Source organism: Acidimicrobiales bacterium, assembly GCA_040219085.1.
Classification (GTDB): Bacteria; Actinomycetota; Acidimicrobiia; order Acidimicrobiales; family JAVJTC01; genus JAVJTC01.
Window position 1 is genome coordinate 123,806 of record JAVJTC010000009.1, and the last position, 22,224, is coordinate 146,029.

20 protein-coding genes are annotated in these 22,224 nt (G+C 66.8%); 3 read left to right on the forward strand and 17 right to left on the reverse strand.

Annotation, left to right across the window (positions count from 1 at the left end):
* Positions 1-64 precede the first annotated feature (64 nt).
* From RIE08_04310 to RIE08_04365, 12 genes are all read right to left on the reverse strand, one after another.
* Positions 65-1,099, reverse strand: a complete 1,035-nt coding sequence (locus RIE08_04310) for an ABC transporter permease (protein MEQ8716812.1) — start codon at positions 1,097-1,099, stop codon at positions 65-67.
* Entirely contained in the window at positions 1,092-2,603 is a 1,512-nt protein-coding gene (locus tag RIE08_04315; protein MEQ8716813.1) for a sugar ABC transporter ATP-binding protein, read from the reverse strand. Before RIE08_04315 ends, RIE08_04310 begins: the two co-directional genes overlap by 8 nt.
* Positions 2,600-3,319, reverse strand: a complete 720-nt coding sequence (locus RIE08_04320) for a GntR family transcriptional regulator (protein ID MEQ8716814.1) — start codon at positions 3,317-3,319, stop codon at positions 2,600-2,602. Before RIE08_04320 ends, RIE08_04315 begins: the two co-directional genes overlap by 4 nt.
* The gene (locus RIE08_04325) at positions 3,316-4,674 is read right to left on the reverse strand and encodes an FAD-dependent oxidoreductase (protein MEQ8716815.1); all 1,359 of its coding nucleotides are present in this window, start codon (positions 4,672-4,674) and stop codon (positions 3,316-3,318) included. The genes RIE08_04320 and RIE08_04325 overlap by 4 nt, the downstream gene beginning before the upstream one ends.
* Positions 4,671-6,257, reverse strand: a complete 1,587-nt coding sequence (gene ilvD / locus RIE08_04330) for a dihydroxy-acid dehydratase (GenBank protein ID MEQ8716816.1) — start codon at positions 6,255-6,257, stop codon at positions 4,671-4,673. Before ilvD ends, RIE08_04325 begins: the two co-directional genes overlap by 4 nt.
* Positions 6,258-6,357: 100 nt before the next feature.
* A complete protein-coding gene (locus RIE08_04335) occupies positions 6,358-7,449 on the reverse strand; it encodes a glycoside hydrolase family 88 protein (GenBank protein MEQ8716817.1) in 1,092 nt (363 codons plus the stop codon).
* Positions 7,446-8,405, reverse strand: coding sequence for an LLM class flavin-dependent oxidoreductase (locus tag RIE08_04340; protein MEQ8716818.1), 960 nt, complete (start codon positions 8,403-8,405; stop codon positions 7,446-7,448). The genes RIE08_04335 and RIE08_04340 overlap by 4 nt, the downstream gene beginning before the upstream one ends.
* Entirely contained in the window at positions 8,402-9,331 is a 930-nt protein-coding gene (locus tag RIE08_04345) for a dihydrodipicolinate synthase family protein (protein MEQ8716819.1), read from the reverse strand. Before RIE08_04345 ends, RIE08_04340 begins: the two co-directional genes overlap by 4 nt.
* Position 9,332: 1 nt before the next feature.
* Positions 9,333-9,779 carry a hypothetical protein gene (locus RIE08_04350; protein MEQ8716820.1) on the reverse strand — a complete coding sequence of 149 codons (447 nt, stop codon included), beginning with the start codon at positions 9,777-9,779 and terminating at the stop codon, positions 9,333-9,335.
* Positions 9,776-11,392 (reverse strand): GMC family oxidoreductase, encoded by a 1,617-nt coding sequence (locus tag RIE08_04355; protein MEQ8716821.1) that lies wholly within the window; start codon positions 11,390-11,392, stop codon positions 9,776-9,778. The genes RIE08_04350 and RIE08_04355 overlap by 4 nt, the downstream gene beginning before the upstream one ends.
* 28 nt (positions 11,393-11,420) lie before the next feature.
* A complete protein-coding gene (locus tag RIE08_04360; protein ID MEQ8716822.1) occupies positions 11,421-12,875 on the reverse strand; it encodes an aldehyde dehydrogenase family protein in 1,455 nt (484 codons plus the stop codon).
* A gap of 93 nt (positions 12,876-12,968) precedes the next feature.
* Positions 12,969-13,892: a GNAT family N-acetyltransferase gene (locus RIE08_04365; protein MEQ8716823.1), complete on the reverse strand. Its 924-nt coding sequence runs from the start codon at positions 13,890-13,892 to the stop codon at positions 12,969-12,971.
* Between the two features lie 129 nt (positions 13,893-14,021).
* On the opposite strand from RIE08_04365, the gene RIE08_04370 reads away from it, so the two are divergent.
* The gene (locus tag RIE08_04370) at positions 14,022-15,239 is read left to right on the forward strand and encodes a cytochrome P450 (protein MEQ8716824.1); all 1,218 of its coding nucleotides are present in this window, start codon (positions 14,022-14,024) and stop codon (positions 15,237-15,239) included.
* 16 nt (positions 15,240-15,255) lie between these two features.
* On the opposite strand, the gene RIE08_04375 is transcribed toward RIE08_04370, so the two are convergent.
* From RIE08_04375 to RIE08_04385, 3 genes are all read right to left on the reverse strand, one after another.
* On the reverse strand, positions 15,256-15,486 hold the full coding sequence (locus RIE08_04375) for a helix-turn-helix transcriptional regulator (GenBank protein ID MEQ8716825.1): 231 nt from the start codon (positions 15,484-15,486) through the stop codon (positions 15,256-15,258).
* Positions 15,486-16,187 (reverse strand): DUF2975 domain-containing protein, encoded by a 702-nt coding sequence (locus RIE08_04380; GenBank protein MEQ8716826.1) that lies wholly within the window; start codon positions 16,185-16,187, stop codon positions 15,486-15,488. The genes RIE08_04375 and RIE08_04380 overlap by 1 nt, the downstream gene beginning before the upstream one ends.
* Positions 16,188-16,288: 101 nt before the next feature.
* Entirely contained in the window at positions 16,289-17,878 is a 1,590-nt protein-coding gene (locus RIE08_04385; protein MEQ8716827.1) for an AMP-binding protein, read from the reverse strand.
* A 98-nt stretch (positions 17,879-17,976) separates the two neighbouring features.
* Between RIE08_04385 and RIE08_04390 the strand changes: the two genes are divergently transcribed.
* On the forward strand, positions 17,977-18,708 hold the full coding sequence (locus tag RIE08_04390) for a maleylpyruvate isomerase family mycothiol-dependent enzyme (protein ID MEQ8716828.1): 732 nt from the start codon (positions 17,977-17,979) through the stop codon (positions 18,706-18,708).
* A 142-nt stretch (positions 18,709-18,850) separates the two neighbouring features.
* On the opposite strand, the gene RIE08_04395 is transcribed toward RIE08_04390, so the two are convergent.
* On the reverse strand, positions 18,851-19,951 hold the full coding sequence (locus RIE08_04395; protein MEQ8716829.1) for a hypothetical protein: 1,101 nt from the start codon (positions 19,949-19,951) through the stop codon (positions 18,851-18,853).
* Positions 19,952-20,037: 86 nt separating this feature from the next.
* The gene (locus RIE08_04400; GenBank protein ID MEQ8716830.1) at positions 20,038-20,805 is read right to left on the reverse strand and encodes an SDR family NAD(P)-dependent oxidoreductase; all 768 of its coding nucleotides are present in this window, start codon (positions 20,803-20,805) and stop codon (positions 20,038-20,040) included.
* A 237-nt stretch (positions 20,806-21,042) separates the two neighbouring features.
* Between RIE08_04400 and RIE08_04405 the strand changes: the two genes are divergently transcribed.
* Entirely contained in the window at positions 21,043-22,188 is a 1,146-nt protein-coding gene (locus RIE08_04405) for a sugar ABC transporter substrate-binding protein (GenBank protein MEQ8716831.1), read from the forward strand.
* Positions 22,189-22,224: the final 36 nt, after the last annotated feature.

Below are 22,224 nucleotides of genomic sequence, written 5' to 3' on the forward strand. Positions count from 1 at the left end.
TTTCTATTTTTCATTGCCTAATCTCCCTCTCTTGGTTCTGGAACTGAGCGAAAATCTTGGGCGCCTAGGTGCGGCTGCGCTGGGACATGACCGCCACGACGACGACTGATCCCTCGATGACGTCCTGCCACGCGGACTCGATCCCGAGCAGGTTGAGGCTGTTGGAGATGACCCCGAGCAACAGAACGCCGATCAGCGTCCCCCCGACCCCACCTCGGCCCCCGGCGAGCGGTGTACCTCCGACGGCCACGGCTGCGATCGCCCGCAGCTCCAAGCCGTCGCCCATGAAGGCACTGGCCGAGGAGATGCGGCTCGTCAACAGGAGAGCGGCCACCCCGACCAGCAATCCGTTCACCGCGTACAGGGCGATCTTCTGGCGCCGGACACGGACCCCGGCCAGCTCAGCGGCGGTGCTGTTTCCACCGATGGCGTAGAGCCGCCGCCCGAAAACGGTGTACCGGAGGACCAGAGCGACGAGAATCAGTGCACCGATCGCAAACCAGACCGGGTTCGCCAATCCGAGCGACTGGTTCGATGCGAACCGGTTGAACCCCTGAGGGAGTCCAGAGATGGGGAGGCCATCGGTTATCCGAACGGCGATTCCGCGTAACAAGATGCCGACGCCGAGTGTGACGATGAATGGGTGGGATCTGCTGTACGCAGCGAGTACGCCGTTCGTGGCTCCGATCGTCGTAGAGAGCGCGAGCGCCGTGATGATGGCAAGAAACACGCTTCCGCCGTCGTTCATCATCTCGGCCGCCACGACACCGACCAGCGATGCCATGGCCCCAACCGAGAGGTCGATGCCACCGGAGACCATCAGGAGGGTCATCCCCGATGCCACGATCGCGAGGACAGCTGACTGCAAGAGAACGTTTCGGATGTTCCCGGCCGTGAGGAAACGATCGGAGCGGATCGCCGTGAAGACGACTATCGCGACGAGAACCACCGTGACGGATGCGACAGCAGAGTTTCGGCGTGCCCACCGCGCAATCACGGCGGACCAACCCGTGGCCTCAGAACCCTCGGAGCGTCGTTCGTCGGGCGCCAGGGCGCCGTCGGCCACCGGTGATTCAGGCCTGTCTTGAAGCTCAGCCACCAGTGCGCTCCTTCGTGTCACCCCGGGTTGCCGCTGCAACGATGGCGACATGGTCGAACGGTGGCTGGAAGTCCGCCACAACCGTTCCCCGGCTCATCACGGTGATCACGTCGCAATACTCCAGCAGTTCCTCCAGATCCGAACTGATCACGAGGACGGCGACCCCGGCCGCGACGCGCTCGCGGATTTGTCGGTGGATCTCCGATTTTGCGCCGATGTCCACGCCACGGGTGGGCTCATCGACCACCAGGACCCGGTCCGCCACGGCGATCGCCCTACCGAGAACGAGCTTTTGCTGATTCCCGCCACTGAACGACGAGCCGGGCTGCCGGGGAGCCCGCGGCCGAAGGTCGAGGCGCTCCATCAGATCCGTCGAAGCTCCGAGCTCGCGGCGATGCGTGATCCAACCGGCGGCCCCAGACGGTGGCCGCGACGCTGTGAGGTTGTAAGCGGCAGTCATCATCGCGAAGACGCCGGCGTTCTTGCGGTCCTCGGGCACCATCATGACGCCATGTCGACCTGCGGCGTGAGGTGAGCTCGGCGAGTACCTCGCGCCGTCGAGTGTCATCGATCCGCTGTCCAGCGCCTCCAACCCGACGAGCAGACGTGCGAGTCGCGTACGCCCAGCACCCACGATGCCGAAGACCCCGTGCACCTCGCCTTTGCGCAGCTCGAGGTCGACGTCGTCGAGCCTTTGGCCCCGTGAGGACACACCAGCGAGGACCATGACCTCCTCACCCCGACGACCAAGGGCCGAGCGTGCTTCGGGACGATCGAGGTGCCGTCCCGCGATGAGCTCGACGAGTGCGTCCTCGTCCAGTTCGTGGATCGCGCGATCGGTCACGAGCTCGCCGTCCCGCAGGACGGCGACGCGATCACACACCGCGAAGATCTCTTCTAGGCGATGCGACACGTAGACGATGCCGACACCTTCGGCCGCGAGACGGCGAATCAGATCGAAGAGGACTTCGGTCTCTCCGGGACCGAGAGCGGCCGTGGGCTCGTCGAAGAACGCGACGGCCTCGCCCTGAGCGAGGGCCCTTGCGATCTCGACCTGTTGCCGCAGGGCCGGCGACAGATCTCCCACGGACGTATCAGGATCGAGCTCGACGCCGATGCGACGCAGCGCGGCGAACGCTCGTCGGCGCTGTCGGCGTCGACTGACGATGCCGAACCGGGCGTTCTCCCGGCCGAGCGCGAGGTTCTCGGCCACGCTCAGCGTGGGCACGAACTCGGGCTCCTGACGAATGATGACGACACCGTGCTCGACAGCCTCCACCGGACTGAGGGCGTCATAGGTGTGACCACCGAGGCTGATCGATCCGGAGTCGGGCTTGAGTGCACCCGAGGCCATGGCCGCCAGCGTCGACTTCCCTGCACCATTGGCTCCGGCGAGGGCGAGGATCTCCCCCGAGCGGACGTCCAGGGTGACGTCCCGAACAGCACGGACTCCGCCGAAGGACTTGGACAATCCCTCCAGCCGGATCGCCACCTCGCCAATCATTCCTGCTCCTCGGGAACCATGCCCGGACGCACACTGCGCACGTGATTCGTCATCAGTTCCGTTGCCGTGTCCACATCGTGGGCGACCATCGCCTCATAGATCTCGAGGTGCTCTTGGTGGAGCCGATCCTTGTGCCCGGGCGAAAGACCGAGCTGTCCGAGCGCGATCACCCATACTTCGTGAATGGCCCTCTGGAGCGAGGCAAGAATGGCGCTATCGGCGATACCGGCGATCCGCTGCTCGAACAGTAGGTTCAGCGAGCCGACCTCGAGGTCTTCGAGTTGCTCTCTCTCGTTGCGTTCGAGGACTCGGGCAAGACCGGCAGCGGCTTCGTCGTCGAGGTTGTCCACGGCGGCCCGAACGAGAGCCTCCTCGATCGCCGCGCGGGCATCGACGAGCTCGCTGATGAAGGCCTCGTCGATCTCACGATCACCGAGCAGGTGCTGGACGAGGGGGTCGCCGCCGACCGCCTTCACGAATGTCCCGGATCCGTGGCGGATCTCCACCCGGCCCATGTACTCGAGCACCTTCATCGCCTCGCGCACCGCCATGCGCGAGATCCCAAGATCGGTTGAGAGCTGGCGTTCGCCCGGCAACTTGTCGCCCGGTTCGTATGCCCCATTGTCGATCAGGCCCTCGAGACTGCGACGGACCTCCGTGTAGACGTCCACCTGCTTGATCGGGACGAGGCCACTGGGACGCTCGGACCTGCTCATCGGTTTGCTCCGATCGGTGAGGGCGCGACCGAGGCCGCTGCGCCTGCCCCGGCAAGGCGTCCGGTCGTGAGAGCGGTCGCCAGCCCACCGACGTACGAATCGTGACTGACATCACCCACATCACACCCTGCGGCGAACAGCCACTCGATGGGCCGCTGGCGGAACTGCGAGAAGTCGTCGACCAGCGTCGCCAAGGGCGACGTGCTCGCGGCGCGGTCAAGCACGCGCATCGTCTCGTCGACGGCTAGTCCTCCCATCGTGAAGGTGATGGCAGCCTTGACGAGCACGGCGCTGTAGGGCCCGGCTCCCAGCGCGGGTGCACTCCCTGCCTCAGGCTCGGTTGCCCGAGCGAGCTCGCGTCGAGCCCGTTCGCGTGCCACCCCCCACGAGGAGAGCGCATCGCAGAGATCATCCAGGTCGTCCGCTGTCGCCGCGGCGCCGTACCCATGAGCCCTCTCGAGCACCGTCGACGTCTTCAGCAGGTCAGGTGGGAGCGAGAAGCGTTCGGCTCCCGCAGCATCGACGATGTAGACCCCAGTGCCTCCCGGCCGTTTTGCGAGGCTCTGGTTGAGGACCTCCTCGCCGGTACCACGCGACTCGACGGCGAACCGGACGCCGTCAAGGTCCAGCGCCACCGAGAAGTGGCCCTGGTACTGCGTGACCTCACCGAACTGACGCGGTCCGAATCGGCTGGGCGGTGCGAGCATCGCGTGCCCGTAGAAGTGATTCATCCCACGACTCACCGCGCCGCCAATCGCCGTCGCAGCAGCGAGTCCGTCGCCGGTGCTCCACGGATTCGAACGGTGATAGAGGTTCCCAGGAGGTGCGCAGTGGGCCGACACGAGAGCACCGTCGCCCTGGAATCCACCCGTGGCGACCACGACAGCCCCGCAGCGCACCGTCCGACCGTCGCCACAGTCCACGATCCTGTCGACTCCCTCGGAGCGGAACCGACGCAGGGGGGTGTCGAGGAGGACGTCGCCACCACGCCGCTCGAACGTGGACCGGAGCGTGTCGATCATCTCATTGGGGTCCACCTGCCAGCCGGACCCGTAGTCGAGCACCTGCCGTTTCGGGCCGGTGCGCAGGCCCAGGGTCGCGAGCCATGCCATGTCCGCATCGAGATTGTCGACGACGATGCCCTGCAGTTCCGGGTTTCCGTTCGGGACCAGCTCATGGACACGATCGAGGGAATCGTGTGTCCAGACGAATCCGTTCGAGATGACGGCCGACCCACCGCAGGATGGGCCCTTCTCGATGACCACGACATCGGCGCCTCCGTCCTGCGCGGCGACGGCAGCGGTGAGCCCGGCCATCCCGGCGCCGCAGACGACGACGTCATGCCGATCCTTCACTGCCGGCGCTCCGGCTCTCCGACGATCGTGGCGCCGTGCTCGATGGGCGAGACGTTTCGGCGGTAGATCTGGAGCCAACCCCGTGGTGCCGGATCGAGCACGGGTTCTCCAGCGAGACGCTCCGCTACTTCATCCGCGGGAACGACCAGGTCGAGAGCGCGCCGGTCGAGGTCGATCTCGATCATGTCGCCGTCACGGACTGCCGCGAGTGGACCGCCTTCGGCGGCTTCGGGCATGACTTGGCCGACCGTGAGACCCCTGTTCAGCCCTGATAGTTCGCCGTCGGTCACGACGGCGATCTCGGTCGCCATTCCGGCTCCGGCGACCGCCGCGACGAAGCTGGCAGCGAAGACCGTGCCAGGTCCGCCCTTCGGACCGAGACCGCGAAGGACGACGACGTCTCCTGCCTGGATCTCTCCACTCCCCAGGGCATCCATCGCCTCGGCCTCGGTCCGGAATACCCGTGCGGGACCGGTGAAGGTCGAGAGTGCACCCTCCACTGCGCTTCTCTTCACGATGGCGCCGTTCGGGGCCAGGGTTCCACGGAGGATCATCAGGCCTGAGAACGGCGCGTAAGGGTCGTCGACCGTTCTGAGCAGGTCGCCCGGTTTCCGCTCACTCTCTTCGAGAACTTCGCCGATTGTGAGTCCGCTCACCGTGAGCTGATCGAGATCGATCATGTCGGACAGACGGGACAACACGGCCCCACAACCTCCGGCATCCTCGAGATCCTCGACGAGAGCCGGACCGTTGGGCTTCACACCGCACAACAGCGGGGTGTCCTGGGCCTCCTCGATCAGGCGCACCACGTCCAGGTCCAGCCCGGCTTCGACCGCAACTGCGGCGAGATGGCGGACGACGTTGACCGAGGCTCCGATAGCGAGCGCAACGCGAACGGCGTTCAGGAAAGCCCCGGGAGTGAGGATTGCCCGCGGACGCAGCTCCTCCCCGATCATGGCCACGATCCGTTCGCCGGCCTGGCGTGCGAGGTGGTTCATGGTCTCGCTCGTCGCCCGGACCGGGGCGCTACCCGGCATGGTCATCCCGAGGGCCTCGGCCATGATGTGCATCGAGTTGGCGGTTCCGAGACCGGCGCAGACACCGGGAGACGTGATCGCGTGCTCGGTGAACGCGGTGAGCTGGTCGAGCGACACGTCCCCCCGGGAGTAGCGGCCGATGCACTCGTAGACCGTGTCGATGTCGACGCGCTCCCCGTCGAGCGAACCGGCCGACTGGAACCCACCGATGACGATGATCGTCGGAATGTCAAGACGTGCCGCAGCCATGAGCTGGGCAGGGGTGGTCTTGTCGCACGAGGCCAGGCAGACCATCCCGTCGAGAACAGCTCCCTCGACCTGGACCTCCACGTCGTTGACCACCAGGTCCCGCGACGGCATCAGGTACCTGCCGGACCTTCCGGCGCTCGTAACGAAGTCGCTCGGAGCAGCGGTGCGGATCTCGAAGGCCAAACCGCCAGCGTCGGCCACGGCTTCCTTGACCACCACTGCCAGGTCGTCGAGGTGGGAGTAGCAGCTCGACAACCCACTTGAAGAGTTGACGATCGCTATCTTCGGTCGCGCCATGTCCGAATCGGAGATGCCCATCGAGCGCCACTGGGCCCGACGGACCGCCCAGCGGGTCGAACCTTCCGTGAACTGACTTCGAAGTTCGCTCATCGTCGCCTCACAGCTCCGTTGCGGACAGCCGGCCACCGAGGACACAACAGGATTCGAGGAGGAAGTAGTCACCCCACACCAGCTCGGCGTTCGTCGCGAGCCCGATCCGGTTGTTGTAACAGCCGTCGACGAGCCGCCCGTCCGCTTTCAGGTGGTTCTCGACGAGAGCTGCGACCGATCGTTCTGCGCACTGCCGGTATCCGGAGGAATCGCCGATACCGAGTTCGGCGAGTTTGAGAAGAGCCGCACTGGCGATGGCAGTTCCCGACGTGTCGGTGGGTGCGTTCGGATCAGGATCGTCGAAGTCCCAGGTCGTCACACCGGATTCGGGAAGGTGAGTCATCCACCAGTCCGCAACTGCGCTCGCAACGTCGTCGAAGGATCTTTCGACCGCCGAGGCCTGAGCGAAGCCCAGGAGCGCCCACGCCTGTGCTCTGGTCCACGTGCTGTCGTCCGAAACGCCCTTGTGCGTGTAGGTCCGCACGAGTCCTCCCGTCGCCGTGTCGAACGATGCCGATTGAACGACCGACCCGTCGTCGCGCACCAACCACTCGGCGTGACGGCGGGCATGGGACAGCGCCTTACTCCGCATCTCCGGCTCATCGAGCTCCTCCGCAGCCCAGGCGAGCAGAGGCGTCCCTCCTGGTACCCCGTCGATGTTCGCCTCGCCCGGGCCGACAGAGTGGGCTTCCTCACCGGCACTGCCAAGGGGCAGCAGACCAGCGGCGTCCACGTAGGACCCGGCGAGCCCTTCTGCTCCTCGACAGGCGAGTGAACGAAGTCCCTGGTCACCGCTCAGTCGCGCACCCGCGGCCACGCCATACCAGAAGAGGAAGCCGCGAAAGACGGTGTCGGTCGATACCCGGGAAGCGAGCTTCTGAGCCCAACGCGCGGCCGAGTCGGCGAGGTCGGGCCGCAGCCCCGACGCGACGCCGAGCCATAGTTGACCGACGTGGAAGCCTCCGGTCCAGTCGCCGTCGGGCGAGGTCGTCCACTCGCCCGTGACCGGATCGGCGAAATGGGGAAAGCCGTCGGCCTCGTCGGCTTGATCGGCGCGTTCCAGTTGACTCATCGCGGCGTCGAGCACGTCGACGCTCATGACGACTTCACGCCCAGCTGATCGCGCACGGGTCCTGCGAGCAGTCGCATGGCGCGCTCGACGTGGTCCTGTCGTACGCCGTGACCGTGCAGCCGTGCGACGAGGTGGGTTGCCCCGAGCTCGTCGCGTAGCCGCGCAATCCCTTGGGCGACCGCCTCCGGATCACCCACGATGAACCGGTCGTCACGGACTTCGGCGGCTCCCTGGACGTTCCTGTGCCCCCAGGAGACGTAGTCGTCCGAGTACATCGCCTCGAGCCGTTCAACGCCGTGGCTCAGATCCGCGTCGTTGTCGGCGACCCACACCTCACGGAAGATCGGGAGTTCGTCACGCTCGTCTCCAAGCGCTGCGAGTTCCGCGTCATAAGTATCGAGACAGGCCGCCACCTTGGCAACAGTCGCAGTCGGCCCTGGGAACCATGCGTCGGCAAGTCGGGCTGCGCGTCGCACCGCCCGGGGAACCCATCCGCCGACCCAGATCGGGGGGGCGGGAGCGGGCCGAGGATAAATCGTGACATCGTCGAGCAGGTAGTGTCGGCCCGCAAAGCTGACGCCGGTGCTCTTGAGAAGAGCGCCGACCACTTCGAGCTGTTCCTCGAAGATCGATGCACGGTCGTCGAAGGCAACCCCGAACGCTGCGAATTCCTCGGGTCGATACCCCAGACCGAGGCCGAGGACGAACCGCCCACCACTCATGTCCTGGAGCTGCGCGGCCTCCTCGGCGATCCGGACGGGATGGTGAAACGGCGCGACGACTATGTCGGTTCCCAGAAGGAGGTCGCCCGTCAACTCGACCAGGCCAGCGAGACCCAACATCGGCGACGGCGAATACGCCTCCATCAGATGGTGCTCGGGCAACCAGACTGAGTCGTAGCCCAGTTCCGTCGCGAGGCGTGCCTGCGCAACGGTGTCCGACCAACGACCGACCTCAGGGCACAGAGAAAGGCCGACCTTCACTCGCCGGACTCCAACAGCCCTGCGACCACGAGAGCCTGACGTACCGCGTCGGCCTCCTCTGCCGGGCAGTCGAGAAGCGGCTCACGGACGCTCGCGTTCTCGAACAGACCCAAGGCGACGAGCCCTTCCTTGGTCCGAGCGCGATAGTCGCGAATCGGTGCTCCGAAAACGGCGACCATCAACGGTTCGATCTTCTCGGCGATGCCAGCGGCGGCTTCGTAGTCGCGGCGGCGGACCGCATCGAACATCTGAACCTGAAGGCCGGTGGCGATCGAACCGGCACCGATGAGCGCCCCGTCCGCCCCGAGCACGAAGCTCTCGTGGATGAAGTTGTCATTGCCGGACAGGAAAGAGACATCTGGGGCGACCGAGCGGACAAGGCTCATCGTCCGCCTGAACTTGTAGGCGTCGAAGGTGGACTCCTTGATCGCCGTGATGAAAGGACTCGTGACGATCGCCTCGAGCGTCTCGGGCTCGTACACGACTCCACCGAGATCGTCCTGGAGTTGAAACGCCACGATCGGAAGGCCCGAGGCTTCGTGGATCCGCCGCAGGTAGCGCAGCGGGACCTCGGGGTCGAGCGGGCGGCCGCGCAGGTGGGCGTTGGGGAACACGAGGAGAGCGTCGGCGCCGTAGCCAGCTGCCTCTTCCGCATTGCGGCAGGCCAGGTCGGTGAACGACGCCATGACACCGGCGACGATCGGCACCCGCCCCGCCGCGGCCTCGACCGCGGCCTTGCCGACGTCGACCCGCTCGGCCGGCCACAACGACATCCCTTCACCGGAGTCCGCATTGATCGCCAGACCCCCGACGCCCTCGATCACGAGGTGATCGACGAATCGCGAGTAGGAGTCCAGGTCCGGGGCGCCGTCGTCTCGGAACGGTAGAACCGTTGCGGCGACTATCCCTTGGAGGAGATTCGACATGTCAGGCCTTCCTGTCCGGCGAGGGTCGATAGATTGGTCCCCGTTCGATTACCGGGTCGAGGATCCCCGAGGAGACGAAGCCGACGATGTCGTGGGGGTCGACCTCCTTCGCCTCCTGCCCCGGGTACCCGAGCAACTCCCCCACCCGACGATCCATCAGGTATCCGCCGGCGACGACGAAGGTGAGGATTCCGAAACCATCGGGATCGTCGGATCGGAGAGCTTCGACGGCATCGGTGGGATCTGTGCCCTCGGTCCGGTCCAGGACCGCGGCGAGACCCTCAGCGAGGTCGTCGCGGACACGGAGGACGGCGTCGACGAGGGGCCCTGCGACCCCGGCCTCACTGGCACTGGGCATCGTGTCGTCGGCGGGAATCAGAACGTCGCCCAGACCGGCGAGCGTTGCTCGTTGACTGGCGGTGAGCTTTGGAGCGGTCTGGGGCATCATGACGGCACCGTCACCGATCGCCGGTCCCGGGCGAGGTGGTCGGCGAATCGGAGCGCGTTGGCTGCGATCGTCGCCGTCGGATTCACGCCCGACGAGGTAGGGAAAGTGCTGCCGTCGAAGATGAACAGGTTCTCAACATCGTGGGTTCGTCCCCACTCGTCGACGACGGACGTCCCGGGGTCGGTTCCCATGCGGGCCGTGCCGAGCAGATGCCAGCCGGAGACATCGATGTTGGGCGTCGAGATGACCTCGTAGGCCCCCATCTCCCGCAACAGCTCCTCGGCCCGCTCGACCTGGAACCGGATCATCTTCTTCGAGTTCTCCGAGTTCCGATATGTGACCTTCGGCGCAGGAAGCCCACTCGAATCGGTGGCTGTCGCCGACAACGTGACCTGATTGGACTCCTCCGGCAGGTCCTCGCAGATGATCCCGACCATCGCCGAACGCCCGAGTCGCCGGCGCAGCGTGTCGTGGAAGTTCTCGCCCCAGACGTCGGCATCACCCCACAATCCGGGGAGCATCATGGCGAGCGGGGCTCCAGTCGGCATGAGCGCCCACTTGGCCCCTCGGACGAAGTCCCGGCTCTTGTCGGTCTCGTAGAACTCCATGATGTGCAGGTGCTGCCCCCAGGGGCCTCGCCAGCTCTCCAAGTCGTCTTCGAATACTCCGATAGAAGTCGCAAAGGGGTGCATCATGAGCCGCTTGCCCACGAGCCCCGATGAGTTCGCGAGGCCGTCAGAGTGTCCTGTCGTCTCTGACATCAGGAGCAGGCGTGGTGTTCCGATCCCGTTCGTACACAGGATGGTGACGTCTGCGTGTTGGACGTGCTCGACACCGTCCCCGTCGACGTAGACGACGCCATCGGCGAGACCGTCGGACCCGACGATGACCTGTGAGACACGCGCCCCGGTCCTCAACTCCACCCCCTGCTTCACGAGCGCAGGCCAGTGCGTGCGGTCGACCGAGGCTTTTGCAGCGGTCGGACAGGCATACAGACACGAGGTGCGCTGCGCGCAGGGATTCAGCGCGCCGTGCTTGACCGTGGCGATCGCATTGGTCGCGGGCCACCAGTGCCAACCCAGTCGGTTCAGGGCCTCGCCGCCAAGACGTCCGATCCGGTTCATGGGCACGGGTGGGAGCGGCGGAACGTGACCCTCGGGATAGCACGTGTCACCCTCGAGTCCCGACACCGCGAAGTCCTTCTCGACGGTGTCGTAGAAGGGGGCGAGATCCTCATAGCTGAACGGCCAGTCGTCGGCGACTCCATCCAGGGTCCGGACTGCGAAGTCAGATGGAAGGAACCGCTCCCAGTGGGCCGCATAAATCACGGTCCCACCACCCACGCCGTTGTACATGAGCGCAGTGATCTCACTCTCAGCGTCGTCGACGGGATAGTCAGCTTCAGCTGCCCTCGCGTTGGGATCCCAGTTCCAATAGCGATTCGCGGTGATCTCGAAGTCGCTCTCGCCCGCCCGCGCCTTCGAGTAATCGGGCCAGTCACCCTGCTCCAGGGTCACGACTCTCAGTCCCTCGGCCGCCAGCCGCTTCGCCGCCACCGCACCCGATGGTCCGGCTCCGACGATGACGACATCAGCACGCTGAGTACTCGCCATCACACCCACCCGCTCTCGTCTCGACGGATCACCACGGGTACTCCACCGGCTGACGGGCGACCGAGATCCACTGCCGCTCCGTGAAGTGCTCGAGGTTCGCAGAGCCTCCAGTCGGTCGACCCAGTCCTGACAGTCCGATTCCACCGAACGGCACGTTCGGCTCCACGAGAGTCGTCACGTCGTTGACATGGACCATGCCTGAGTGGACTCTCTCCGCCAGCGCGAGCCCACGCATCGGATCGCCCGTGACGATCGAGTTGACGAGCCCATAGTCGGTCCGGTTGACCAGCTCGAGCGCCTCCTCCTCCGTGTCGACGACGGTGATCGGCGCGATGGGAGCGAACAGCTCCTCACGGAACGCCGTGTTGTCAGCCGAGACACCGCCGAGAACCGTGGGCGCCATGAACAGGCCTTCATGTGTTCCTCCTTGGAGCACTGAGGCGCCCTCGGTCGTCGCCGATCCGAGTAGCGAGACCGCTCGTTCGAGTTGGCGCTGATTGATGATCGGCCCCATTCCCACGTTCGGATCGGTCGGATCGCCGACCGGAATCCCCGCTGCTCGGCGCACCAGAGACTCGGTGTACGCATCGGCGACGGATGACATCACGATGTGGCGCCCGGCCGTGATGCACGTCTGGCCCTGGTAGTTGAAGGCAGCGAACGCTCCGATCATTGCCGCATGCTCCGGATCAGCGTCGTCCAGAACCAACAACGCGTTGTTGCCACCCATCTCGAGGCTCACGCGCTTGAGCTGCTCCGCGGCGAGCATGTTGATCCGGCGACCGACGGCGGTCGACCCGGTGAAGTGGATCATCGCGACATCGGCGTGGGTCACGAGCGGCTCACCCACAGCGTCGCCTTCGCCCGTGACCACGTTGAACACGCCCGCCGGGACCCCGGCATCGTCGAGAATCTCGGCGAGGAGCTGACCACCGCTGATGGGAGTGTCCGGGGCGGGCTTGAGGACCACGGCGTTCCCGACCGCCAATGCGGGAGCAAGCGTGTAGACACCGAGCACGACTGGGAAGTTCCACGGCGTGATGATGCCGACCGTTCCGAGAGGCATCCGCCGGACGAGGTTCATCTTCCCCGGCATGGCCGAAGGCAGGATTTCGCCTCCCGTCCGAGCGGCCAACTCAGCCGCCTGATAGAGGTAGCTCGCACCGGCCCACACCTCGTACTCGGCCTTGGCGGCGATCGCGCCGGTCTCCCGCACAATCACGTCGATCAACTCCGCGCTGCGCCCCTCGATCCCGGCAGCAGCAGCCCGAAGGACCGCGGCCCTGGCTGTATACGGCGCGGCCGCCCATTCGTGACGGCTGCGCTCCGCGGCCGCAACTGCACGATCCACCTCGTGAGCGCCGCCGACGGCCGCAGTTCCCATCACGGCCCCGGTGGCCTTCTCGAGGACGTCGACCTGCTCGGCCGATTCGCTGGCGACGAAGGCACCATCGATGTAGTGGCAGCCAGACGAGCGTCCCATTATCCCCCCAAGTGGTAAGTGGTCAGACCTCTGTGCTCTTGCCGGTTTTAGCCCCGCCGCCCGCCGAAGTCAAGCGCGCGAGGAGCTAGCCGATCAGGCCTCCTCGCCGCCCTGGGCCCGATCGATCGGGCGCATCATGCAGACCGCCTGGGGGATGTCCACCCACCGGCCCCACGGCGCCGCGTCGACGAAGCCCTCCCGCCGGTAGGCCGCAACGGCCTCGGGCTGGCGGTCCCCGGCCACCAGGTACAGCGCGTCGTAGCCGGCTTCGGCGGCCAGCGCGTCGACAGCTGCGAGTAGGAGCTGTACCAGGCCCCTCCCCCTCATCTCGGGCCTCACGTACATCCGCTTCAGTTCGGCCCGCCCGTCAGGTAGCCGTCGCACGGCGCCACACCCCGCGGGGACCCCGTCCACACGGACGACGACGAACCTCCCCCAACCCTCGACGATCTCGGCCGGGCTCTCGACGTCGGTCATTCCCGGGTAGCGAGACCGCAGATCGTGAAGGAGTTCCGCGACGAGCTCGACCAGTGCCGGATCATCGATGTCAGCCGAGTCCACGTGGACGGGCTGTGGTCCCGCCGGGCGCATCATCACCACGTGGGGGATCCCGTCCTCGGTGAAGCGGTCGGGGACCGCGCCTGCGTCGAAGCCGAACCGCGCGTACCAGTGCTCCAGGTGGGCCTGGGCGCGCACCATCGCGGGACCATCGATCCCGGCCAAGGCCCCCACGACCAGGCGGGCCGACAGTCCCCGACCGCGCACGTCGGGACGGGTGACGACCCGGCCGATCCGTGCAACGCCGTCCGTCCCGTCGAGGGTCCGCAGGGCTGCGGCGATCCCGGACGGGTCGCGGAACCAGTGGTGGGTGGTGCCGGTGTCGAGATCACGGCCGTCGATGTCCGCGTAGGCGCACTGCTGCTCGACGACGAAGATGTCCCCCCGCAGCCTCAAGATGTCGTGAAGGTCCGCAGCGCCCACCTCGGGGGCCGGGACCCGATGGAAATCGACGATCACACGACAAGGTTGCCAGCTCCCGGCGCCGGCGCGACGCGCGGAGACGAAGGTGCGGCGACCACGTCCGGGGTGCGAAACTGCACTCCGGCAGTCGTCATCGCGGACGGCGGCGAAGAGGGGGACACCGACGTGGCCACGACACTCACCGAACGGTTCGACGAGATCCTGAAGGGCGGACCGGGCGATCTCAGCGGCTTCTACCGCGACGCGCGCGCCGACGGCGGCATCTTCTGGAGCGACGCCTTCGGCGGCTGGGTGGCCTCGCGCTATGACGACGTGTCCCGCGTGTTGAACGACGAGGAGTACTTCGGCCCCCTCATGGCCGGATCGGGCAGCTCGATCATCCACGGTCGCACCATCTTGCACATGGAGGGCGTGGAGCACCGTCGCAAGAGCGCGATCCTCTCGAAGTACCTCCGCAGCCCCCGGCTGTTGGAAGGCCCCCAGCGTGAGTTCGTGCGCAAGCTCTCCGTGGAACTCCTCGACGCCCTGCCCGACGGGCCGGTCGACCTGAAGCCGGCCTTCACCACCCCCCTGCCGTTGCAGGTGACCGCGTGGATCATGGACATCGAGGAGGCACCGGACTTCCGCGAGACCTACGACCGCATCGTGGCCGGCGGTGCGTCCAACCTGAGCGGCGACCCCGAGGTCCACCGCCGTGCACTCGAGGCACGCACCAAGTTGTTCGACTTCGTCACGCCGCTCATCGCGCAGCGCCGCGAGAACCCGGGCGAGGACCTGCTGTCCACGCTGTGCGCCACCGAGTACGAGGGCGAGACGCTCTCCGACGACGAGATCCGCTCGTTCTGTTCCTTCCTGCTGGCGGCGGGCGTCGAGACCACCGACCGGTCGATGTCGTCGCTGCTGAAGAAGCTCTTCTCGGAGCCGGAGCTGTGGTCTCGCCTCCAGGCGGACCGTTCGCTCATCCCCTCGGCCTGCGCGGAGGGCCTGCGGTGGGCTCCGCCCGTGCACGCCATCTCCAGGGGCGTTCGCACCGAGACCGAGTTGTCCGGCCAGATGGTCGAACCCGACCAGCGTGTGGTCGTCCTGTTGGCCTCGGCCAACCGCGACGAGGACCACTGGGACGACCCCGACGACTTCGTGCTCGACCGCTTCGCCGAGTCCGCCGACCGCCAATTCTCCGCGAAGGCCCAGATCCTCTCGTTCGGTCACGGCCGACACCTCTGCACGGGATCGCTGCTGGCCCGTCTGGAGATGCTCGAGGGCCTCGAGTTCCTGCTGGACCGCTACGACGGCGCCACGTTCCCGAACGGCGTCCCCGACGACCTCGGCTACGTGCTGCGGTCCCCGGAGCACCTCACGGTGCAGCTCCAGCCCACGAGCTGAGGAAGCCCGGACCGGCTCACGGCGGCTCCGTGCCAAGGGTGAGCAGGTCTCCCGGTTCACAGGCCAGGGCGTCGCAGATGGCAGTCAGAGTAGAGAATCGGATCGCTCTGGCGCGGTCGTTCTTGAGGATCGAGAGGTTGACGACCGTGATGCCAACCCTCTCGGCGAGCTCGGTGAGCGTGAGCCCACTGCGGTCCAGGAGTTCGTCGAGGTTGCACCGCACCCGGTGAGGTTCGTCGACGGGCATCAGATCGTCGCCCGGGCCTCGTCGCTCAGATCGACGCCCAGGTGCCAGACACCTGCGAGTACGGCCAGGACCGTGCTCGCAGCGAGCGCAACGAGGGTCGACGTGAGTGAGAGCTGTGTCTCGACGAGGTCCGAGGCCGCTGACCGGCCGACCATCCACCCGTCGATCAGCTGCGGGCCCAGCCCGGCGACGGTACCCCCCACGGCGGCCACGGCAGCGAGCACCCAGAGCCGCCGCTCGTTGCGGCGGTTGAAGGGGTCGCCGTCGTGCAACGAGCGGACGAGCCCGAGGAGAACGAGGGCGGCCAGGCCGGCGACCAGCGGTGCGACGACACGTGAGACCGTCCACGCCGCCCGTTCCAGACCGCTCGGCGTCAACAGCGCGACCTGCGCGACCACCGGGCCCGTCAACTCTGCCGGACTCCGGCCGCTCGCGATGTCGCGACTCCCATCGACGGTGTCGCGGGTGGTCAGGTCCCCGGTGAGCTCGACAGGGAACGCGAGTTCCGCCTCGATGGACATCATGTCGTTGTCGGCGAGAACAGAAAGAGGACTGGATCCGTCGATGAGGCCGAGGCCATGGACCCCGACGACCACCGAGATCACGGTGAGGGCGGCCGCGACGGCCGCAGCGGCCAGCGCGACCTCGCTGATCCTGAGGATGACGTCGAACCGGGGACGATCGGCTTGGAGGGCGGACATCGGGCAGCTCTTTCGTTGGGTCAAGTTATCGATTATCGATAACAGATGACCGGAGCGTACATATCGATAAACAATATGTCAACGGCGCGCGCCGACCGGGATCACTCCTTCGGCGGGTGGATGCCCATGGCCTCGCGGTCATGGGCGCCGTCGGTACCCATGTCGCGCAGCTTGAACTTCCGGATGCGTTGGGTGGGGGTCCGGGGAAGCTCGTCGAGGAACCGCGCGTACCGGGGCACGGCGTGGCGGGGCATCGTCTCGCACAGTGTGTGGAACATCGCCTCGACGTCGACCGTGGCGCCGTCGTCGAGGACGATCGCCACCATGACGTCCTCCTCGGTCTCGGACACATCGGAGGGGACCGCGTAGGCGCCCACCTCCTTCACACCCTCGATGGCCCGCACCGCGTCCTCGACGAAGAACGACGAGATGTTCTCGCCCCGGCGTCGGATGGAGTCCTTCATCCTGTCGGAGAAGACGAAGTACCCGTCCTCGTCGAGATAGGCGCCGTCACCGGAGTGGAACCACAGGTTGCGCCAACTCTCCACCGTCGCCTCGGGACGGTTCCAGTAGCCCTGGAAGATCGCGTAGGGCTCGGTGGGCCGCCACACGGCCTCGCCGATGGTCCCCGTCGGAACGGGATTGTCGAACTCGTCGACGATCTGCACCTCGACCTGGCGACAGATCGGCCCCATGGTCCCCAACTTGGGCGGCCCGGTGCCGAGACCGGAACCGAGACCGATCTCCGTGGAGCCGTAGACCTCGTAGAGCTTCACTCCGAAGCGTTCCTGCCACGGCTCGATGAGCGACCGTGGCGCCGAGGATCCGAAGGCGCGCGTCAGCGAGTGCGCGGTCTCGATCGCTGAGGGCTCGTTGTCCCACAGGAACTGGATGACGGCTCCGAAGTAGCCCATCCACGTCGCGCCGCTCGTGGCGATGTCATCCCAGAACCCGCTCGCGGAGAAGCCGTTGCGCAACACGACGGGGTTGCCGACCCAGAAGGCGGCCTGGGTGCACGCGGAGCGCCCCATCTGGTGGAACAGAGGGAACATCGAGTAGCAGACGTCGTCGTCGGTGAGGTCGAGACCCTCGACGAAGGGGACGAGGTAGTAACAGGAGCTCACGTTGTTGTGCATGACGCCCTTGGCGGGGCCCGTCGTGCCCGAGGTGTACATGATGTAGGTGAGGTCGGTGTCGGCACGGTCGACGAGCGGGACCGGGTCATGGGCGAGGCCGTCGGTCAGGTCGTACACACCGAGGCCGTCGGGCGCATTCGCACCGGCGGTTCCTACCACCACAACCTTCTCCAGCGTGGGCAGGTCGATGTGGTCGAGGCGGTCGACCCAGCGTGCATCGATGACCAGGATCTTGGAGCCGGAGTCCCGGAGGATGTGTTCGAGGAAGACGCCCTTGTACTCGTTGTTGATGGGGACGTCGATGGCATTGACCCAGACGATGCCGTACCAGACCGCCATGTAGTCGATCGACGTCGGCAGCATCGTCGCGACCCGGTCCCCGGGGCCCACACCGAGTCCACCGAGGAACCCCCCGACCCGGGCCGCACGGTCGACGAGGTCCACCCAGGAAAGGTCGCCGTCGTGGCTGAAGACGGCGGTCTCGTCACCGAACTTCTCGGCACGGTCGGTGAGGATCGACGACACGATCCAGTCACCCTCGTAGACCCGGCTCATGGTTCCCCCTCGACTCGACACCAGTGCGCCCGGACCGTAGAGCGTGCAGCTCCCCGGCGAGAAGTGCGGGCCGCGGCGGCTGCGGGTAGAAACGACTGATGGACCCAGCCACGTACCTGCCCGTCATCGAGGCCGAGTCGGCCCATGTCCGGAACCAGGCTCTGAGGGAGCCGACCGCGCCGGTGCCCCACTGTCCGGAATGGGACTGTGCCACCCTCCTGGTCCACCTCGGCAACGTGTACCGCTTCATCGCCGCGCTCGTCTCGGCGGCTCCGGGTTCACCCGAGGAAGTCCCCGCACGCACGACCGAAGAGCCGTCGGCAGCCGATCTCACCGGCTGGTTCGATGCTGCACGATTCCGCGTGATCGACGCGTTGGCCGGGGCGGGGACGAGCACGGCGATGTGGACCTGGTCCGAGGCACGCGACTCCGGCTTCTTCCACCGCCGCATGGCGCACGAGTCGACGATGCACCGCCTCGATGCGGACCTCGCGGTGGACGGCTCGCTCGGCGTCGTCGACCCGGCGTTCGCGTCGGACGGCATCGACGAGTTCGTCCACGTCGGGCTGCGCCACTCGCTACGCCGGCCGGAACGGACCTACGCGGACGGTTCGCTGCACCTGCACTGCACCGACACCGAAGGCGAATGGATGGTCGTCCCGGACGGATCAGGTGGCGTCACCGTCACACGCGAGCACGCCAAGGGCGACGTGGCCGTAAGGGGCCCCGCCGTCAACATCTTGCGGTACGTGTGGGGCCGCGAGCGCGAGAACGTCGACGTCTTCGGCGACGAGGATCTCGCCGACGCCTGGGCCCGGTGCAGTCCCTGAACTGTTCCGGACGACACAGCGGCCGGCCGCCTGATCGTCACGCAAGGGGGGCACATGACGAGGACGACCGGCCGCGAATGGACGGGGCGACCTTCGACGCGCCCCTGTCACTCGGTGGGAAGGCCCACCGACATCGGCTGATTCAGTCGCTCACCGGCGGCTTGCGACGGCCGATCCGCACATAGGCCTCTTCGGGAATCGCCTCGAGCGACTTGTAGATGGTCCACGTGCACTTCTTCGGATTGGGCCCCGTCGTCTCCTGGGGGTGCAGCGGTGAGTCCACGACGCGTACGGGGTGTCCCCACTGCTGGGCGGGCCAGTACTCGAGCGCGTAGCAGCAGTGGGCGCAGTAGTAGCAGACGCCCTCTTCGTTCCACGCCCAGTCGTGGGTGTCCGTCGTCACGCCGAAGTCGTAGGGCGGATCGGACCTCGAACCGGTCCCCTCGACCGGGTCCCCCCGCTGGCTACGGCCACCGGACCCACAGGGATCGAATGCCACGGTGATCTTGTCGTCGTCCTCGACGAAGGTCATGTCTCCGTTGCGCTCGGGCCCCACGAGGTGGCCCCGCATCGCCTCGAATGTCAGGTAGATGTTGCGGAAGACAGTCTCCTCGTAGGGCTGCTCACGGATGTCGAAGGGCGCATAGCGCTCGCGCAGGTACGGCTCCAGGACGTGCGCGTACGCGTCGCCGACAGCCTCCTCTCCGAAGCGACGGGCGACGAACGTGAGCAGGCCGGACTGGAAGTCCGCGCCGCGATCGTGCTGCTGGCGCCACGACTCCCTGATCGCGTCGACCGCGGCCAGCGCCTCAGACTCGGTGATCTCGTAGGCGCGCAGCCGGTTGCCCAGCTCTCCGGCATCGCGGGCCATGGCCTCCCAGCGCGGCTTCGGCTCGAAGAGTGCGCCGTCGGGGAAGGCGAGCAGTTCGCGCAGCCGCGCCAGTTCCGCCGCGAGTTCCTCGTCGGTCACGCCGCGACCGGCCAGATAGTCCTGCCAGCCTTCGGACCACACCTGGTAGATGACGTAGACGACCTTCGCCTCCTCCATCCAATAGTCGAGGAGCTGGGCGGCCGATTCCCAATCCCCCCGCTCGATGGCCTCGATCACCTTGGTGGTGGTCGAGATGGCCTGGTCGGCCCAGTCGCCGGTGCGGACCCGCTTGTTGATGTCGTCGGACCACGTCAGCCGGGTGGCCGGCGCCGTCTTGGATCCGGAGATCGTCCGCTCGGGTTTCTCGGCCATGACCGGCTCCTCACTGGTAACGTTTCCAAACGGGACGGTAGCCCTCCACGGTCGGACGGTCAACAGCCGACCGCCCGGCTACGGAGTCAGTACATCAGCTGCCCGCCGCTCACGTTGATCGTCGCCCCCGAGATGTAGGACGCGTGCTGGGAGGCGAGGAACACCACTGTCCCGGCCATCTCCTCGGGCTGACCGATGCGGCCCAGCGGTGTGGCGTCGAGGAGTCGCTGCAGGACCGCCGGGTCGAGGTCGGTCATGAGCATCGGCGTCTCGATCTGACCGGGAGCGACCGCGTTCACCGTGATGCCGTCGGGCCCGAATGTGCGGGCCAGTCCCCGCACCATCGAGACGATCCCACCCTTCGACGCGCAGTACACGACGGAACCGCCGAACCCGCCGGTCCACCATCCCTGGGAGGTGAAGGCGATGATCCGGCCACCCTCGCCGCCCTCCTTCATCGCCTCGGCAACGGCACGACACAGGAAGAAGCTGGCCTTCAGGTTGGTGTCGACCTGGAAGTCCCAGTCGTCCTCGGTCACCGCGCCGAGCGAATCCCGGCGGCGCAGGACGGCAGCCAGATGGGCGAGCGCGTAGACACCGCCGAGCTCGGACTTCGCCCGCTCGACGAGCGCCGTCTGCGCGTCCAGGTCCGACAGGTCCAGGCCCGCGGCCACGTGCCCCTCCCCCTCGAGACCCGCGACCACCTCGGCCGCCGCATCCGCGTGGAGGTCGACCGCCATCACCTTGGCCCCCGCCGCGGCGAAGGCCTCCGCGACGGGTCTGCCCATCCCGCCGGCGGCGCCGGTCACGATCACACCTTTGCCTTCGATGCCAGCACCGACACTCCACGCCATGTGCATCCACTCCTCGTCCAGGTCTTGTCGACTCGTCACTTCGCGTCGGCCGCCGCGCGGCGCCGTCGGCCGGGCTGGATTCGATTCCAGTGTGCGGCCGACGCTAGCAGTGCACCTTCGTCGCCCGCCACGACACCGCAGATGGCGGGGTGAGTTGACCGGACCCCCACCCTCGGATAGTTTCGTTACTAGAAACGTTTCCGGCCGCCAGATGGTGGCCGGGTGGGGAGGACCACAATGAGCAAGACCCTTCGATGGTTGATCGCCGTTTTGGCGGTCTTCGCGCTGATTGCTTCAGCCTGCGGAGATGACGACGACACCGCCTCGGGCGACGACGGAGCAGCCGCAGACGACGGCGGTGACGACGGAGCCTCGGGCGACGACGGAGCAGCCGCAGACGACGGCGGTGACGACGGAGCCTCAGGCGACGACGGAGCAGCCGCAGACGACGGCGGTGACGACGGAGCCTCAGGCGACGACGGAGCAGCCGCAGACGACGGCGGCGCGGACGGTGAGGGTGCGGTTGGTTACATCTCTCTCGGTGACGCCGTTCCCTTCGTGAAGCTCGTGTCCGACTCCATCCCGGTCGAGGCCGACGCCGCCGGCGTGGACCTCGTCTTCTGCGACTCCGAAATCGACGCGGCGAAGGCACTGGAATGTGCCCAGCTGTTCGCAACCCGCGACGTCGAGGTCGTCCTCAACTTCCAGGTGGACCAGCAGTCCAGCCCGGAAATCTGCGCCGCCTACAACGACGTCCCCACGATCGCGATCGACATCGTGCAGGAGCCCTGCCAGGTGGCCTTCATGGGCGCCAACAACCGGGGAGCAGGCGAACTGGCCGGCGCGGCACTGGGCGAGTACTTCGCCACGGAGTTCGACTGCGAGTACGACGCCTACGTCTCACTCGAGTCGACCGCGGCCGGCGATGCCAACGCCGACCGCATGGGCGGCTACCGCGACGGCTTCACCCAGCACTGCCCGATCATCAACGAGCGCATTCTCGACGGTGCCGACCGCACCGACCCCGCACTCGAGCAGATGACCGACCTCCTGCCGGCACTGCCCGGTGAGCGGATCGCCGTCGTCGCCATCAACGAGGACGGCATCCTCGGTGCCATCGCCGCAGCCCGGACTCTCGGCCGTGACGGCGACCTCTACTACTCCGGACAGGGCACCGACCCGAGCATCTGGTGCGAGATCCGCGACAACCCGAACTACATCGCATCCACCGCGTACTTCCCGGAGCGCTACGGCGAGATCCTGATTCCCGCTGCACAGGCGATCCTTCGCGGCGAGACCGTCGACGAGTTGCTCTTCACAGAGCACCAGATCATCACCTCGGAGAACATCGAGGACATCTACGACGTCACCGACTGCGGCTGATTCGCCGGTCACGACGCACTAGTTCAACACGACAGT